11 protein-coding genes are annotated in these 15,735 nt (G+C 47.7%); 2 read left to right on the plus strand and 9 right to left on the minus strand.

Going from position 1 to position 15,735, the window contains the following annotated elements:
• Positions 1-34: 34 nt before the first annotated feature.
• The 3 genes from AB0L18_RS17355 to AB0L18_RS17365 all read right to left on the minus strand — a co-directional run bounded on the left by AB0L18_RS17355 (position 35) and on the right by AB0L18_RS17365 (position 5,374).
• The gene (locus AB0L18_RS17355) at positions 35-2,482 is read right to left on the minus strand and encodes a helix-turn-helix domain-containing protein (protein ID WP_367388574.1); all 2,448 of its coding nucleotides are present in this window, start codon (positions 2,480-2,482) and stop codon (positions 35-37) included.
• Positions 2,483-2,675: 193 nt separating this feature from the next.
• On the minus strand, positions 2,676-4,322 hold the full coding sequence (locus AB0L18_RS17360; RefSeq protein ID WP_367388575.1) for a glucose/sorbosone family PQQ-dependent dehydrogenase: 1,647 nt from the start codon (positions 4,320-4,322) through the stop codon (positions 2,676-2,678).
• A gap of 278 nt (positions 4,323-4,600) precedes the next feature.
• Positions 4,601-5,374, minus strand: a complete 774-nt coding sequence (locus AB0L18_RS17365) for a hypothetical protein (protein WP_367388576.1) — start codon at positions 5,372-5,374, stop codon at positions 4,601-4,603.
• 254 nt (positions 5,375-5,628) lie between these two features.
• Between AB0L18_RS17365 and katG the strand changes: the two genes are divergently transcribed.
• Positions 5,629-7,866, plus strand: coding sequence for a catalase/peroxidase HPI (gene katG / locus AB0L18_RS17370; protein WP_367388577.1), 2,238 nt, complete (start codon positions 5,629-5,631; stop codon positions 7,864-7,866).
• Positions 7,867-8,038: 172 nt separating this feature from the next.
• On the opposite strand, the gene AB0L18_RS17375 is transcribed toward katG, so the two are convergent.
• From AB0L18_RS17375 to AB0L18_RS17390, 4 genes are all read right to left on the minus strand, one after another.
• Positions 8,039-9,103 (minus strand): hypothetical protein, encoded by a 1,065-nt coding sequence (locus AB0L18_RS17375; protein ID WP_367388578.1) that lies wholly within the window; start codon positions 9,101-9,103, stop codon positions 8,039-8,041.
• Positions 9,104-9,144: 41 nt separating this feature from the next.
• Positions 9,145-9,267 carry a hypothetical protein gene (locus tag AB0L18_RS17380; RefSeq protein WP_367388579.1) on the minus strand — a complete coding sequence of 41 codons (123 nt, stop codon included), beginning with the start codon at positions 9,265-9,267 and terminating at the stop codon, positions 9,145-9,147.
• Between the two features lie 40 nt (positions 9,268-9,307).
• Positions 9,308-9,886: a class I SAM-dependent methyltransferase gene (locus AB0L18_RS17385; protein WP_367388580.1), complete on the minus strand. Its 579-nt coding sequence runs from the start codon at positions 9,884-9,886 to the stop codon at positions 9,308-9,310.
• Positions 9,887-10,009: 123 nt separating this feature from the next.
• Positions 10,010-11,296, minus strand: a complete 1,287-nt coding sequence (locus AB0L18_RS17390) for a T9SS type A sorting domain-containing protein (protein WP_367388581.1) — start codon at positions 11,294-11,296, stop codon at positions 10,010-10,012.
• 248 nt (positions 11,297-11,544) lie between these two features.
• Here AB0L18_RS17390 and AB0L18_RS17395 point away from each other — a divergent pair, with 248 nt between their 5' ends.
• Entirely contained in the window at positions 11,545-13,176 is a 1,632-nt protein-coding gene (locus AB0L18_RS17395) for an ABC-F family ATP-binding cassette domain-containing protein (RefSeq protein ID WP_367388582.1), read from the plus strand.
• A gap of 67 nt (positions 13,177-13,243) precedes the next feature.
• Here AB0L18_RS17395 and AB0L18_RS17400 read toward each other — a convergent pair whose 3' ends face one another.
• Together AB0L18_RS17400 and AB0L18_RS17405 are read right to left on the minus strand one after the other, a co-directional pair.
• On the minus strand, positions 13,244-14,617 hold the full coding sequence (locus AB0L18_RS17400; protein ID WP_367388583.1) for a neutral/alkaline non-lysosomal ceramidase N-terminal domain-containing protein: 1,374 nt from the start codon (positions 14,615-14,617) through the stop codon (positions 13,244-13,246).
• Positions 14,618-14,741: 124 nt separating this feature from the next.
• Positions 14,742-15,599, minus strand: a complete 858-nt coding sequence (locus AB0L18_RS17405) for a RimK family alpha-L-glutamate ligase (RefSeq protein WP_367388584.1) — start codon at positions 15,597-15,599, stop codon at positions 14,742-14,744.
• Positions 15,600-15,735 lie beyond the last annotated feature (136 nt).

Consider the following 15,735-nt stretch of genomic DNA (forward strand, 5'->3'; position numbering starts at 1 on the left):
AAGTCTTTAGAAATTTAGTTATCCACCCCCCCCCTCACCCCAATAACCCCCTTACCGCCCGCAAAGCACCATAACTATACTTCTCCTCAAAATGCCGGAACACCTCTCCCAGGCTGAGATCGGGATGTTCCAGGAGGTAGGGCGAGATGAGGTCTATGTCCTCCTGAGAGATCAAAACGGTGATCGGCAGATCGCCGGTGTCTACCCAGTGGGCCAGGTGGCCGCTGATGGTGCCTTCGGTTAGTTCGCGTTCCGCGGCAATTTCGGCGATGGTTTTTCCGGCCAGGTGCAGGTCGAGGGTCAGTTTTTTGGTGTCGGGCTTGGGAGGCGCTTTCGGAGCCGTAGAAGCAAAATCCAACAGGTCGGGTACCAGCTGGTGCTCCTGTACATAAGCGGTCACAATTTCCAGCACCTCCTCGCCGTGATCCGCGAGGCGTTTTTTGCCAAAGCCACCCACCCGCAACAAGGACTTGCTGTTGGTGGGCAATACCTGCACAATTTCCAGCAGTGTTTTATTGGCCGCAATGGTAAAGGCCGCCACCTCTCTTTCTTCCGCTTTTTCCAGCCGCCATTTCACCAACTGTAAATACAAGTCGCGGTGGGGTAGGTCTTTAGGGATACCCGACAATTTGGGCTGCTTGTCCGGCTTCTGCTCAAAATCGATCTCGGCATTGGCCTTGGCTTTGATATAGGCGGTAGGATCAAAACCGGTATGGATACTTTCAAACAAGCGCAACTTGGTGAAGACCAGGAGCCGTAAGTCATACAGTCGCCGATCTACTTGTTTGCGGGCATTTTGGTTATCGGTGAGTACACTGAATGATTGCAGCTTGGGCAGGAGTTGGTCGCTCAGGTAGGGCATGAAATAGAGCGCAGCTCCTTCCAGGCGTTCGGCCAACTTTTCGTGTTCTGTCGGTAGGCCGCCTTCGCGGAAATAAATCTCCAACCAGGGCAGGAATTTATTGCCAATCGTAAATACCTTTTCCTCCATTTCCTGCAACAGGATTTTAAACTGTTCCGGGCCGTCGCCCTGAATCGCCCGCTCGTGTTCCAGCAGGGCGCGCAACAACCAGCGAGCTGCCTTTTCGACCTCCGAAAAGTTGAATAATTCGCGTAAGCAATCGGCTTGGTACAAGCGCTTGTCGGCCAACAACTGCGCTTCGGTAGGCTGGTTTTCTGCCGCCGTTTCCGAGTAATTGCGCACGACGGTATCGGTGCGCACACTGCCCGAATCGATAGGCGTCCGCAGCACAATTCCTTCAAAGGTTTTGCAACGACTGAGGGCTACGTATACCTGACCATGCGCAAAAGCAGCTTGGGCGTCGATGATGACCTTGTCGAAAGTCAGGCCCTGGCTTTTATGAATGGTAATGGCCCAGGCCAATTTGAGGGGATGCTGCTCGTAAGTGCCTACCACCTGATCCTCTATCTCTTTGGTGTCAGGGTTGAGTTCGTACTTACGGTTTTCCCAGATGGTCGGGTAAACGTCGATCGGTTCCTCGTCGGGGCATTCTACGGTAATGTGGTCGCCAAAAATATCGGTAATCACCCCAATTTTACCATTGTAATACATCCTGTCGGGGTAGTTGTCGTTTTTGTTAAACATGACCTGCGCGCCCACTTTCAAGACAATCTGCTCGTCGTTGGGGTACATCGATGATGGAAAATCTCCTTCGATAATGGCCTTGAATGTGTGTTCGCGCCCTGGCAGCTGTTGCAGTTTTTCCGTATTAATCTGGTGGGCCGTATTGTTATGAGAGGTAAGCGTAATGTAGCCTTCGTCTTCGGCGGGATTAAAGTCGGGCTGGTAGCGCTGGTTGAGGGTCTCCAAGCTGGCGGGATCAATATTGTTGTTGCGTACCTTGTTGAGTAATTCAATAAACTGGTTATCCGATTGCCGATAAATGTGGGTCAGCTGAATGACTGTTGGTGCCGCTTGCCGCAATGCAATACTGCCAAAAAAGTAAGGCGTAGGATAGTGGCTTTGCATTTGGTACCATTCGTCGGGCCTTACCACGGGCGGTAATTGATGGAGATCACCAATCATGAGTAGCTGCAAGCCTCCAAAAGGGGTGCTTGCTTGTCGGAAACGTTTGAGCACCGCATCTACGGCATCCAGTACATCGGCTCTGACCATGCTGATCTCATCAATCACTAGCAGGTCAAGCCCTTTGATGAGGTCTATTTTCTTACGCGAAAACCTGCGTTTACCAATCTCCATGCTCATCTCATCGGGCGTCATCAGCCCAAAAGGCAACTGGAACAGGCTGTGAATCGTCACCCCTTTGGCATTGATCGCCGCCACGCCGGTAGGTGCGACCACCACCATCCGCTTGGGAATCTCCTGACGTACCCGATGCAGAAAAGTAGTTTTACCGGTACCGGCCTTACCCGTTAAAAAAACATGCCGTTTGGTCTGACTAATGTATTCGAAAGCGAGCTCCAGCTCAGGATTGGTTTCCATAAATAGCGAAATATTCATATCAAGCTAATGTCAGAGAATCATAGCTTTAAAGTAAGAAAGCAAAATAAGTGTTTTATTCGAGTAGGAAGTAAGCATTTGGAAATATCTCTGGGAATGCTCCCATCAGACCTTTTAGCCCTCCTATAAAAACCTCCGTGTCTCCGCGACTCCGCGGCCAATTATAATCCAAAGTAAGAGCTGGCACAAACCCTTAAAAAATCACCACCCGCTGCAACCAAAATTGCCCCACGGCGGAGAGTTTGAAGGTGTAAACACCAGCAGGAAAATCTTCTGTAATGATTTCGTGGGTACCAGCTTGTAAGTCCGTCATGGTACGAACGACTTGCCCGGTGGCATTGATCAGCTCGGCGGTGAGGTGGTTTTGCTGGTGCTCTTTTAAGGTGAAGTACACCTTGCTGGATGCCGGATTGGGCCAGATGTTCAGCAGGGGAGGAGCCTGCTCATTCGTTACCGAAACCGGTTCCTGGAGGGTGAATTTCAATATAGCACCCGGGTTTTGCAGGTTATTGGTGACCGTCAAGCCCGTTGGGCCGGAGGTATTGCCCGATTGGTCGGTGATCACGTAAAAAGACTTGCCGTCGGGATCGGCGGCGATGGCACGGTAGCGGTTTTGGGTGTAGAAATGCTGTGTGGTATCGCCCACGATCGCGGTGCCATCTTCATTGAGGCGCAAGCGGTAAACCCTGCCTCTTTTCAAACTGGTAACCAACAGCGAATTGGTCCACCCGGGAATGGCCTCACTCTCGTAGATGCCCAGGCTCGAAGGTGCTACGTTGGGCCGGCAAATCCAGGCATTCTGACAAGCCGGGTTGTTGTAGTCATAGTCGTCAGGAACCGCAAACATCGAGAACAGCGGCTCGCGATAATTGGGCGCTGAAAAGCTGCTTTCCTCTAAAAACTCAAGCTCCGCAGGGCAGGAGCCGTTAGAATAATCCAAGCTTTCGCAGTCGGCAGCCGACGACCAATTGCAATAATCATAGGCTTGATCATCCTGAAAACCCGCCACACGCGGCCAGCCATAGTTGTCGCCGGCAACGATACGGTTGACTTCATCATCCGTATTCGGACCGTGTTCATCGCTGTACAGGGCGCCGGTACTGCTAAAAACGAGGCCCTGAGGATTGCGGTGACCGTAGGAATAAACGTGGCTCCTCACTCCTGCGAGCAGCGGATTGTCTTCGGGGATAGTGCCGTCGAGATTAAGGCGCAGGATTTTTCCGGGATAATTGGTCCAATCTTGCTGGTCAATTTGCGACTGTAAGGGCAGCATCTGCGCCAGGATGGGCCGGCAATAATTGCTGTTCTGGTTGTTTCCCTGATCACCGATGGAGTAGTAGAGTTTTTGGTCCGGGCCCAAAACCAATCTGCCGGAGTTGTGGTCATTACTGGCCGGTAGGTTGTCGATCAAGGTGATCGGAGCGGTCAGGGTGCCATCGTCATCCGTTATTTCGTGAGTATATCTGACCAGTTTTTGTCGCCGCTCTCCCGCCAGAAGGTAGGTGTAGGACAGGTAAACGTAGGGGCTTTCGCCCAAAAAATCCTCATGAAACGTGATGCCCAGCAATCCATCTTGCCCACCCGTGGAGGAGGCATCAGGGATTTGGATCAAATCATCTCGCTGGCCCGTGGCGGGATTCACCCGGAGAACAACAGCTGCTTCTCTTTCCGTGATCCAGAGGTAGCCATCTGGTCCAAAATGCAGGTCCCAGGGTTTGTTGAGCAAATTGTTGGGCCCAATGGCCGTCATGGTGAAGGATTCATTTTGGGCATCAAGTTTTTGGCAGATCAGGAAGAACAGAAAAAACATGATTGCATGGCTAAAATTGGAAAGAGACATGGAGAAATGCTATTGGATGAAAAAGAGTAATATTCTTGTAAGTAAGATAATAGAATGTTTCAGCTATCTGATCATAAATAAAGCAATTCCCGTGCATAAGTTTGTGTATGCACGAGAATTGTCATTGGCAGAACAAGTCTAATAAACTGGAATTCCACCCCATTTAGAAATGATGCAAGCCATCAAGACCAATGAGATTCCCCAGAACCCGGCATTGATGAGAAAGTACTTCCTGCCTTTTCGTTCAAAAATGACGGCATAGCACTGATTGATAATCTTTATTCATTTTCCCTGTTTTTAATGGCCGAAGCTAGGAAGCTTTCCCCAACGAAGAACCCGGCATCCGGAAAATGCTGCTTGATATTGTCCACAGCATTCTTTTCGTAAGCTAACCAGGTGTCTTTGACCCCGATAGTCAATAGTAAATCAATGAAGTAAGCTTCAGCAGCATAGCCTTTGTCGTGTACCCAATCATGGATGATTTTATCTATTCGGAGGAACATTGGTCCAAATTCTCTTCCATGGTATTGGTCAAACGCAATTTGCAGCGCAAGTTGTTGTGCCTGGCTGAGGCCGGTCAAGGGGGCAGTGAAATCGAGGTAGAGTAGGGCAATGTACAAGCGAGAATGGCTTTCTTTTTCCAATTCCTCGAGCAGGAAATCGGCCAGTGGATATTCTTCCTGGTTATAAAATTGTTCAGGAGGATAACCCATTAAGAGAAAAGGCGCTGCCGTTTTATGATCTTGAAAAGTACGGTTGAGGTACTTGATGATAGTAGGGAGGAATTGCTGCGTTTTGGGGTGGAGGGATATTCCCGAAAAAATGGGTTGGAAGCCGTTGATTATCATTTCAATATGCAGCAATTCGTGGGCAAAAGAAGCCTGCGGTGAGGCGATAGAACCATATTGAATAACAACCATATCTTCTTCAATGGAGGATCTCCAGGCAGCTGCTCGCCAATCAGGGTTTTCTACCAGTTGAATCTCGAAATGGTCCTTGACCTTGGCATAAAGCTGCTCATTTTCAGGGGCAATTAAATCTTGTACATCCATGATGTGATTGTATCTAAGAAATTGGTTTACTGTATTTTATCGCTTGCAGGCGAAACCATTTGCTACCTGCTGTTTAGAACCGTTCTAATGTAGTGCTTTTCTTCGATTTTGTGGGGCTTCAAAGAACGATAGGGGGTATTTTAGGGTTATACAGAGGGAAAATACAGTGTATAAGTTTTGCTTATACTTGAATAAACCCTATAGGTAATAATTATCTTAGTTTTGGACTATTAATAATCAATAAATATTCAGCAATGGAGCATAATAAGCCTTCGGACCACCCAACGGGTGGCACAAGCTATAGTGTGAATAGCAATGGTGAAGCCAAATGCCCTTTTATGGGTGGACCTCTAAAAGCCAGCGCCGGTAGTGGTACGTCTAACCGTGACTGGTGGCCCAATCAACTAAAACTAAACATTCTTCGTCAAAACTCTAAGCTCTCCAATCCGATGGACGAGGAGTTTGACTATGCCGAAGAATTCAAGAGCCTGGATTTGGCAGCCGTGAAGCAGGACATCATGGACTTGATGACCACCTCTCAGGATTGGTGGCCAGCCGATTACGGGCACTACGGACCCTTTTTCATCCGCATGGCCTGGCACAGTGCCGGAACTTACCGGATTGCCGACGGTCGTGGTGGTGCAGGTTCAGGTACACAGCGTTTTGCGCCGCTCAACAGCTGGCCAGACAACGCCAACCTGGACAAAGCACGCTTGTTATTGTGGCCGATCAAGCAAAAGTACGGACGCAAAATTTCTTGGGCCGATCTAATGATTCTGACGGGCAACTGCGCCTTGGAGTCTATGGGTTTTGAAACCTTTGGTTTTGCTGGTGGCCGTGAGGACATTTGGGAGCCAGAAGAAGATGTTTACTGGGGTTCTGAAACCGAGTGGCTGGGCGACAAGCGCTACACCGGCGACCGCGAATTGGAGAACCCACTGGGTGCCGTACAGATGGGATTGATCTACGTGAATCCTGAAGGCCCTAACGGCAACCCTGATCCACTGGCCTCCGCTCGCGACATCCGCGAGACCTTCGGCCGGATGGCGATGAATGACGAAGAAACCGTAGCATTGATTGCAGGTGGACACACCTTTGGTAAAACCCACGGTGCTGCCAACCCCGATGAGTACGTTGGCCGTGAGCCCGCAGCTGCCGGGATTGAAGAGCAAGGGATGGGTTGGAAAAATTCCTTCGGCAGCGGTAGTGGTATCCACACCATTACCAGTGGACTCGAAGGTGCCTGGACGACGACGCCAACCAAATGGAGCAACAACTACTTTGAGAACCTCTTTGGTTTCGAGTGGGAACTGACCAAGAGTCCTGCCGGTGCTCATCAGTGGCGGCCAAAGAATGGCGCTGGTGCTGGTACGGTGCCTGATGCCCATGATCCTGCGATCAAGCACGCACCATTCATGCTTACAACGGACCTTGCTTTGCGCGTAGATCCTGCCTACGAGAAAATTTCTCGTCGTTTTTACGAAAATCCTGATGAGTTTGCTGATGCCTTCGCGCGTGCCTGGTTCAAGCTGACCCACCGTGACATGGGGCCGATTACTCGCTACCTGGGTCCTGAGGTGCCTGCGGAAGATTTGATCTGGCAAGATCCTATCCCTGCCGTTACCCACGAGCTGATCAACGATCAGGATATTGCAGAACTGAAAGGAAAAATCCTGGCTACTGGTTTGTCGGTGTCAGAATTGGTAAGTACTGCCTGGGCTTCGGCCTCTACTTTCCGTGGTTCTGATAAGCGGGGTGGTGCCAATGGTGGCCGCATCCGTTTGGCTCCACAGAAAGACTGGGAAGCCAACAACCCCACCCAGTTGGCCAAAGTATTGAAAGCACTGGAAGGCGTGAAAGCTGCCTTTAAGAAGGAGGTGTCTATGGCCGACTTGATCGTACTGGCGGGCTGCGCTGGTGTAGAGCAAGCAGCAAAGAATGCTGGTCATGATATCACCGTACCGTTTACGCCAGGCCGTGGCGATGCTACCCAGGAACAAACGGATGTAGAAGGTTTCGCACCACTGGAGCCAGCTGCTGATGGTTTCCGCAATTACTTCAAGCCTTTGCACAAAACGACTGCCGAGGAAATGCTGGTAGACCGTGCGCAGTTGATGACTTTGACGGCCCCTGAAATGACGGTGCTGTTAGGGGGTATGCGTGTACTCAACACTAACTACGACCATTCTCAGCACGGTGTCTTCACCAAGCGCCCAGGAGCACTGACCAACGATTTCTTCATGCATCTCCTTGATCTGGGAACAACCTGGAAAGCAACTTCTGATGCACAGGATGTCTTTGAAGGTCACGACCGCAAGACGGGAGAGCTGAAGTGGACAGGTACACGCGCGGACTTGATCTTCGGATCGAACTCAGAACTCCGTGCCATCGCCGAAGTTTACGGATGCAGTGATGCTGACAAGAAGTTTGTAAAAGACTTCGTAGCAGCATGGGACAAGGTCATGAACCTTGATCGTTTTGATCTGAAGTAAGCTAAATTTCAGAGTACTAGGTACTTAGTGCAGCCCGCCTGGCCAAGCGGACAGGGGTATAGGGATTACCTTCGGTGACCCCTTAACTCACATTGTTTAGAATACATTAAAGAGGTGGTTCGGTAACGGGCTGCCTCTTTTTTGTTGGTGTTTGAGGAGCGTTTATTCAAGCTTATTCCCCCAGAGCGCGATTGTACCAATTCGCGATGAAAGTTTGAAACACTACACCGAATGGTACAAATATGATCGTGAGGAAGGTATATCCATGATACGCACTAGCATGATCAGCTAGCGTGTCATCAATGATAAAGTAGGAATACATGTAGATCAAAAATACCAATATCGGTACAGTTAGCCCGCCTGAATAGACGAGAAATTTTCTAACACTTCGGGATTGATTTCTGCCATACCGGATACACCACAGATGTAGAAACCCTAACAGAATGGTGAAAATGAATGTAATCCCAGTAGGTGAAATTTTAATTAACCACTTTGAAAGCGTACTTATCTTTGGGGTATATTCTATGGCTAGATACTCATCTTCTATTTCAGACAAGGTCCATGATCTACTTTGCTGATTTTTATCTTCCTCATAATTAGAGTTAAGATTAACACTTATATCATTGAGGAAAGCAGCTACATTTGAGTAATCAAGTTTAATACGAATATCGCCTTGTGACTTCCAAAACGTAATCGGCAACAACGAATAATATAAACTTCTCTTTTTTACCCAGTCACTTCTATCTATCCAGGCCTCTGCCACGTATTTTACTTCAATGGTATGAGTTCCTTTAATTAGGTCAACTTCAAAATACTGAAGGTCTTTTCCTCTTTCATAGATGTAATGATTTTCGCTCCATTTGACCGTTATTCCACTGGCTAAAGTATCAAGCCCTAGAGCTGAAAAGTGATTGTAATTCGCTGGAAAAAAAGATGCAATGTCTACTTTTTGGCCATCAAAAATGATTTCTATTCCATCTCTGTAACCTTTGGTATGGAAAACTAAAGGAATCGAGACTCCATTCGAATCAGTTCTGATAATATACTTGACATTGAACATAGCCGTGTTGAAGAGGCTATCAGGCGTGATGACAATTTCTTCGCTTAATACATCTGCATTCCTGTTAATAAAAGTAAGCCCTCCTAAAGTTCCTTCTAATAGTGGAGAAGCCATATTGCCTAATACTATGCAAGTTGTCAAACAGGTAAAAAGTGTCAGTATTATTCTATACTTCATGTTTAGGCCTTGTCCGATAAAAGCTTTAATATCTGATATTTTTATTCGATGGTTAGGGTAGACCCAATAAACGCTACGCCAGCAATGGTCATCATCATTTCCACGGAACTGCTGGCACCGGGGTGCAGCTGGGTGAAGTCCCAGAAAAGGGTGTCGCCCGCCACACTCGTTGGTTCAGGACTAGCGGAAACAAAAGTCGCCAGTCTAACTCTTTTTCAATTTCTTGAGCGTGATCATCTCATACTTTGTTTCTGAGCTATGCTTTGATGCTTTGTCTTCAAATCTGTACGTTAATTCTTTTTGTTGAATGACTTCTAAGTGGGGGATTTTTGCATAGATCGAATGGAGTACCTCCACCTTTTTACCCGTCTTTTGGATACAAATAGTGATTAGGGTCTCCGGACTTGATATTTCGATAATTTTCTCTAGTAGCTCTGATTCCTGCTCTCTTTCTTTTTTGCCAAAGTGAAACATACTATTTAAAAGTATGTATTCAAATTGATCGAAATCCGAGTAGCTATACATGTCCAGGACGATCCCTTTTAGGGGTAGTTTTTCCTTTTTCGCAATCTCATTGAGTTGCCCAATCCCAACCTCTGAATAGTCAATTCCAACAACCTCGTAGCCTAGTTTAGCCAAAGCAATGGCGTCTCTTCCTTGTCCACACCCTACGTCTAAGAGCCGACCTTTCTTTTCCATTGAAGCGTAAAAAGCAATCAATTCTGGATAAGGCGCTCCAAATAAATCTTCCGTTTGGTAATAGTTATCGTATTCGACTTTCATTTTTTGGCGCTTTTGTGTAAATCAACTTTCTGAGCTAATTTAGGTTGAACCATATAAGGCATATCAGTACTAATATGCCCTTCTATGCCCTTATATGGTTCAAAACAATCCACCCAGCAGGCCTTATTCTTTCACCAGCCGTATAACTCCTACCCCTGACGCCGTCGCTATTTTAGCCACATAGATGCCGGTTGCCAAGTTGGCGGCATTGATGCTTGCCGTAGGGCTATCCGGACGAAGGACCAGCATTAGCTTGCCTTGGATATCAAACACCTCCACCGAATGGATGAGGGCATTTTCAGCGCTGATGTTCCATTGATCCGTAGCAGGGTTGGGAAATACTTTTAGTCCTTCCAGAGCATAATCAGAGGTTCCCGAAATGTCTCCGTCAAAAGCTACATCATCAAAATAGTAGGTTTTTGTGCCAGCAGCGGCACCCGTGGTACCGAAGTTGAAGAAAATGGAAGCCTTGTTGTACGTCCAGCCTAAACCTAAGCCAAAACTTAAGGCTGCCGTCCCGGTAGCTTCGTTCGCGAAGTCAAATTCCAGGGTTTCCCATTCACCCGCGACGGTCGTATTGGTTTGGGTTTCGCAGGTGCGGGTAGGGTCATTGGAATCTTCTACTTTCAGGCGCACTGGAATGCCCGCATCGGGCGACCACACTCGTACCGTCATCTTGGAATCGGTGAGGCTCAAAGGGATATTCGTAGCGAATCCTCCTGGTGTACCAATGGTGGTACCGGCTGATGATCCGGCCAGGTTGTCCTTAAGGATTTCTCCAACGGTATTGCTAGGATCAGTTGGGTCGGTGACGATGAACGATTGATTGCCCTCAAAATCGGTCAAAGTGTAGTTAACGTCGGGGTCTTCGAAGGTTACGGGCAAATCCAGCTGTGCGCCTCCGAATAGTTGTTCCACATCATCAAAGAGAAAGGTGGAATTAGCTGAGCCATCCCCAACATTGCCAAAGTCGAACATGAAGACCAGGTAATTGAAATTAGCGGGTGTACCCGTAAAATCCCAGGTCAGCGTCTCCCATTCGTTGGAAACGGTGGTTTGCACATCTCGCTCGGCAGCACCCACCCCTTCAAGTTTGAACTTAACGGTCGTACCCACCGGAGCCGTCGTAAAAACCTTCATAGAGAGGGTGTTTAAGGTAGAGAAATCCAGGTTTTCTGCCAGGAGTATTTTGCTACCCGCAAAAACAGCTCCGCCATTTCTGACGATTTGTGCCACCGTGGCGCTGGTATTGATACCACTCATTTGAGGGTTGGGAATGACCGTGGCCGTCCCGCCGTCAAAATCTTCAAAATCTGCGGTGGTGATACCGTTCTCAAAATCAAAGGGTAAGCTTTGGGTGTTTCCTATGGCAAAAGCAAATAGGAGAAGGAGTAAGTAGACTTGTTTCATTATTTTTTTGTTTGCTAACACACTTGATTAATAAATTTTTTAAAGTTGGAAGGTATTTCCAAAATGCCTTCCAACTTAAGGAGAAAATGCCTTCCTACTTCCGGAGACAACTCCCCAATTAGGTAAATATAACTCATTTAAATCTGTGGCAATCTGTTTGATCCGTAAAACTCCGCGGCCTATCCTGCACAGATGGTTGCCATTTTGCGAACAATTCCTACTTTTGCACAAAATTTACAACCCCTCCTATGGTTTCAATAGACGGCCTCACGGTAGCCTTTTCTGATCGGGCGCTTTTCGACAATATTTCTTTTGTCATCAACGAGAATGACAAGATCGCGTTGATGGGCAAAAATGGTGCTGGAAAATCTACGCTGATGAAGATCATCGCGGGCGTCCAGAAACCCAATAAAGGCAATATCAACAAGGCAGAGCGGACGACCATCGCTTATCTGCCGCAACACCTCCTTACGGAAGATAATTGCACCGTTGCGGAGGAAGCCGCCAAGGCCTACCGCGAATACTTTGCGCTCAAGGATGAATTGGAGCGGCTCAATCAGGAGATGAGCGAACGTACGGATTACGAATCCGACAGCTACATGGAGCTCATCGCCAAGGCCACCGACGTAGGAGAGCTTTTTTACAACCTGGAGGAAGTCAACCATGCCGCAGAGGTGGAAAAAGCCTTGTTGGGATTGGGCTTCAAAAGAGAAGATTTCACGCGCCCGACCAGTGAGTTTTCCGGCGGCTGGCGGATGCGGATTGAGTTGGCGAAAATCCTTCTGCAAAAGCCTGATGTAATCCTGCTGGATGAGCCTACCAACCATATTGATATCGAATCGGTGGTTTGGTTGGAAGACTTTTTGGTCAACAAAGCCAATGCCGTAGTGGTGATTTCCCACGACAAGGCATTTATTGACAACATCACCAATCGTACCATTGAGCTTACCCTCGGGAAAATTTACGATTACAAAGCCAACTATTCCCACTATCTCGTCTTGCGTGAAGATCGACGGGAAAGCCAACTTAAAGCCTTCCGGGAACAGCAAAAATGGATTGCCGAGCAAGAACGTTTTGTGGAAAGATTCAAGGGTACTTATTCCAAAACCAACCAGGTATCTTCCGTAGAACGCATGCTGGAAAAATTGGAAATCATTGAAGTTGATGAAGTAGATAATTCTGCTTTGAAGCTGAAATTTCCTCCCGCACCGAGGTCAGGTGATTATCCCCTGATCGTCAAGGACCTTTCCAAAAAGTACGATGATTACGTGGTCTTTAAGGATGCCAATCTGACCATATCACGCGGTGAAAAAGTAGCTTTCGTAGGAAGAAACGGCGAAGGAAAGTCAACGATGATCAAAGCCATCATGGAAGAGATCGAGGTGGAAGGCACCTGCAAAATCGGTCACAACATAGAGATCGGCTATTTTGCCCAAAACCAGGCTTCGTTGTTGGATGAAAAAATAACCGTTTTCGAGACCGTTGATGAGGTAGCCAAAGGCGATATTCGCACCAAGTTGAAGAACATCCTGGGCGGCTTCATGTTTCAGGGCGACGATATAGAGAAAAAAGTGTCGGTGCTTTCCGGTGGTGAAAAGACGCGCCTGGCGATGGTCAAACTACTTTTGGAACCCGTCAATCTCCTCATTCTGGATGAGCCGACCAACCACCTGGATCTTCGTTCCAAAGACGTTCTGAAAGAAGCCCTCCTTGATTATGACGGCACCTTGATTCTGGTTTCTCACGACCGGGATTTCTTGAAAGGACTCGCCCACAAAGTCTTCGAATTTAAAGACAAAAGGGTCATCGAACACTTCGAAACCATCGACGAATTTCTAGCACGCAACAAGGTGGAGAGCATGCGGGAGTTGAATTTGTAGGTTATTAGCTGGAAGTTTCCTCGTTTTTTTAATAGTTAGACGGTGTGGTTGGCCAGTGCGGATGGATTTATTCCTTGGGGTACAAACTTTCGTACATCATATCCAATAAACCATTCACAATGGCATTTTCCGCACAGCCTGGCTTTAATTTGGAAGATACGACTTCAAAGGTATACGTGCCGAAGGCCGCATCGTGTGGGATGTATCCTGACTTGGCGTAACCATTGGTCAAAGTCAACATCATGGTATTGGCGTAAGGCGACTCTTTTTTGAGCCGGGTAGAAATTGGGTTGAAGACCTCCCCGTTTACGGAAGTAAAAGCAATATCTCCAATCGTTATCAAGCCCAGTTTTAGATCAATCGGATCGGCATCTTCGTAAACGCCAGGATATCCGGCTCTGCCCTCGTCCAAGCGTTTACGCCCAGCGCAGGTTACCGTTTGTCTATTTACATGAATGTTTGGGTGGGCTACTTTTCTTTCTATGCCTCTCATGACGTGCAAGACCTCTTCGCCTAAAAACTGCCCCATAGATTTGAGCATCTGTTTTTGTTGTTCCATGAGTTTGGCAACTTGTGGATCATCTCTATCCAATCCGGACCCACCAGGAGGCATTTTATTACTGATATCAATTCCCCTGCTGGCAAACTCTTTGATGCGGATCTCTCTTAAATCATAGGTCTGTTGATAAAAAATGGGGTTCTGGTCTCCGCATGCCCCCGTAGACCAAACCGCGACAATCTCGTTGTCAAAGTTGTCTTCTATATATTTAGAGCAAGCCCCTGGAACATCACTACTCACCATGTCGAACATGCCAGAAATAACGGCGTGCATAGCATAATTGTAATACACTGCAATCGGTTTCCCCGCTAATGATTCAAAGGTGACTACTGCTACCGTTTTATCCGACGGCCCATCATAATTGGGCCCCTCCCACCATCTTCTGGTTTCGGGGTCGATAATGTTTCTGTTGACATTAATGTAGGAGACGCCTTCGCCAAAACCGATCCTCGCGGGCTGCATCTGCTCCAAGGCCAACTTTACCGCGCTGGCTATTTTTGATTCGAATTTTTCTCCCTTGATCCCGAAGGGTACACTGTGGGTATGGGTGGCCGTCAGCATAATGTTGTCAGCAGGAATTCCGGTAAGGTTTTCTATACGAGCTAGCAGGCGCTCAGCGATCATATCATTAAGTCCCCCAACGTCGACGGTAACGAGTGCAATTTCTTGGTTACCATCACTCACTACTATTGCCCTGGTGTAAATACTGTCGTAGATACCGATAAATTGCTCCGGCAGTTCGTCTAAATCTGGGGTGATATTGACCTTCGCTGCTCCAGCCAAAAGGGATTTCGTAGGCGTATTTTGGGCACTGCTGCTGGTTATACAAGCTATCAGTAGAAAGAAGAGGAGTACGATAATACTTGACTGATTTTTTTCCATGGTGTTGTGTATTTTTTCAAGGTACTAATTTTTGCTGACTACCTATTCGACTAGGCGGTAATATTAAAGCTTGTTTGGGAATTTTGCGAACTGATTTTAGCTTGGCTGATTTGAATGCACTTGCTTACCTCAGCAGCTTTCCTAATGCCTCAAAAAAGCGTCCCTTCGCTGCGGGTACATGGCTGAAATACAAGTCAGGCTCAATCAGCTCTACCTCCATCAGTAAGAAAACGCCATCCTTTAGAATACCGTCCACCCGGGCATAAAGGAGGTCTTCGCTGAAGGTTTTGACAATATGGGCGGCGGTTTCAACCAGCGCAGCATCAGGTTGATAGATTTGGTAATCACCCCCAAATTGCGACTGTACCCGGAAATCGTCTGCTTTTGGTTTTTTCAGAATGGCGTGGGAAAATTGCCCGTTGAAAAACAGTATGGAAATCTCGCCCATCGACTGGATTTCGGGCATAAAAGGTTGCACCAGGAGGTCGCGTTCAAGCGCCACCTCTGCATACTCAGCGGTTATTTTGTCGATCTCGTTGATGGAAAAAAGCTTGGTCGCATAAGATCCCCCCGAAATCGCGGGTTTGATAACGGCTTGCGTCCAATTGTTTTGGGCTAAAAGCGAGAGGTCCAAGCCCGTACCCTTGGGGATGAAAACCGTAGGAATGATCGCAATGCCCTGGTTTTGCAAGTCTTGAAGATAGAACTTATGTTGGTTGCGCTTAACGACCTGGATAGGGTTCAAGGTCTTGATGTTGAGCTGCTCGATGGTGTCGAGCCAGGTAGCAAATTGGACAGGGTAGTTGAAATAATCCCAGGTGGTCCTGAAGATCAGGCAGTCATAATCCGACCATTTGACTGACGCGTCGTTCCATACTTCCACCCGGACATCGTACTGCGGCGGGAACTCCCTGGCAAATAATTGTTCTCCCGCCAGGGCACCAGGCCAATGCTGGCAGGTAAGAAGGGCTATTTTTATCATTGGTTTTTGATTTAGTGATGTTGAGTAAATAAATCAGCCTTCTTGATGAATGCCTTTTGACCTTGCACGTCGCTAAATCTCGAGGTGTCGGGACGTTGATGCCTGCATCGCCTACGTTTTTTGCCTCGTTCAGTGC

The organism is Lewinella sp. LCG006, assembly GCF_040784935.1.
Taxonomy (GTDB): domain Bacteria; phylum Bacteroidota; class Bacteroidia; order Chitinophagales; family Saprospiraceae; genus Lewinella.

Excerpts from the sequence above, each read along its gene's own strand:
- AB0L18_RS17355 (WP_367388574.1), bottom strand. The coding sequence starts at position 2,482 with ATGAATATTTCGCTATTTATGGAAACCAATCCTGAGCTGGAGCTCGCT.
- AB0L18_RS17360 (WP_367388575.1), bottom strand. The coding sequence starts at position 4,322 with ATGTCTCTTTCCAATTTTAGCCATGCAATCATGTTTTTTCTGTTCTTC.
- AB0L18_RS17365 (WP_367388576.1), bottom strand. The coding sequence starts at position 5,374 with ATGGATGTACAAGATTTAATTGCCCCTGAAAATGAGCAGCTTTATGCC.
- katG (WP_367388577.1), top strand. The coding sequence starts at position 5,629 with ATGGAGCATAATAAGCCTTCGGACCACCCAACGGGTGGCACAAGCTAT.
- AB0L18_RS17375 (WP_367388578.1), bottom strand. The coding sequence starts at position 9,103 with ATGAAGTATAGAATAATACTGACACTTTTTACCTGTTTGACAACTTGC.
- AB0L18_RS17385 (WP_367388580.1), bottom strand. The coding sequence starts at position 9,886 with ATGAAAGTCGAATACGATAACTATTACCAAACGGAAGATTTATTTGGA.
- AB0L18_RS17390 (WP_367388581.1), bottom strand. The coding sequence starts at position 11,296 with ATGAAACAAGTCTACTTACTCCTTCTCCTATTTGCTTTTGCCATAGGA.
- AB0L18_RS17395 (WP_367388582.1), top strand. The coding sequence starts at position 11,545 with ATGGTTTCAATAGACGGCCTCACGGTAGCCTTTTCTGATCGGGCGCTT.
- AB0L18_RS17400 (WP_367388583.1), bottom strand. The coding sequence starts at position 14,617 with ATGGAAAAAAATCAGTCAAGTATTATCGTACTCCTCTTCTTTCTACTG.
- AB0L18_RS17405 (WP_367388584.1), bottom strand. The coding sequence starts at position 15,599 with ATGATAAAAATAGCCCTTCTTACCTGCCAGCATTGGCCTGGTGCCCTG.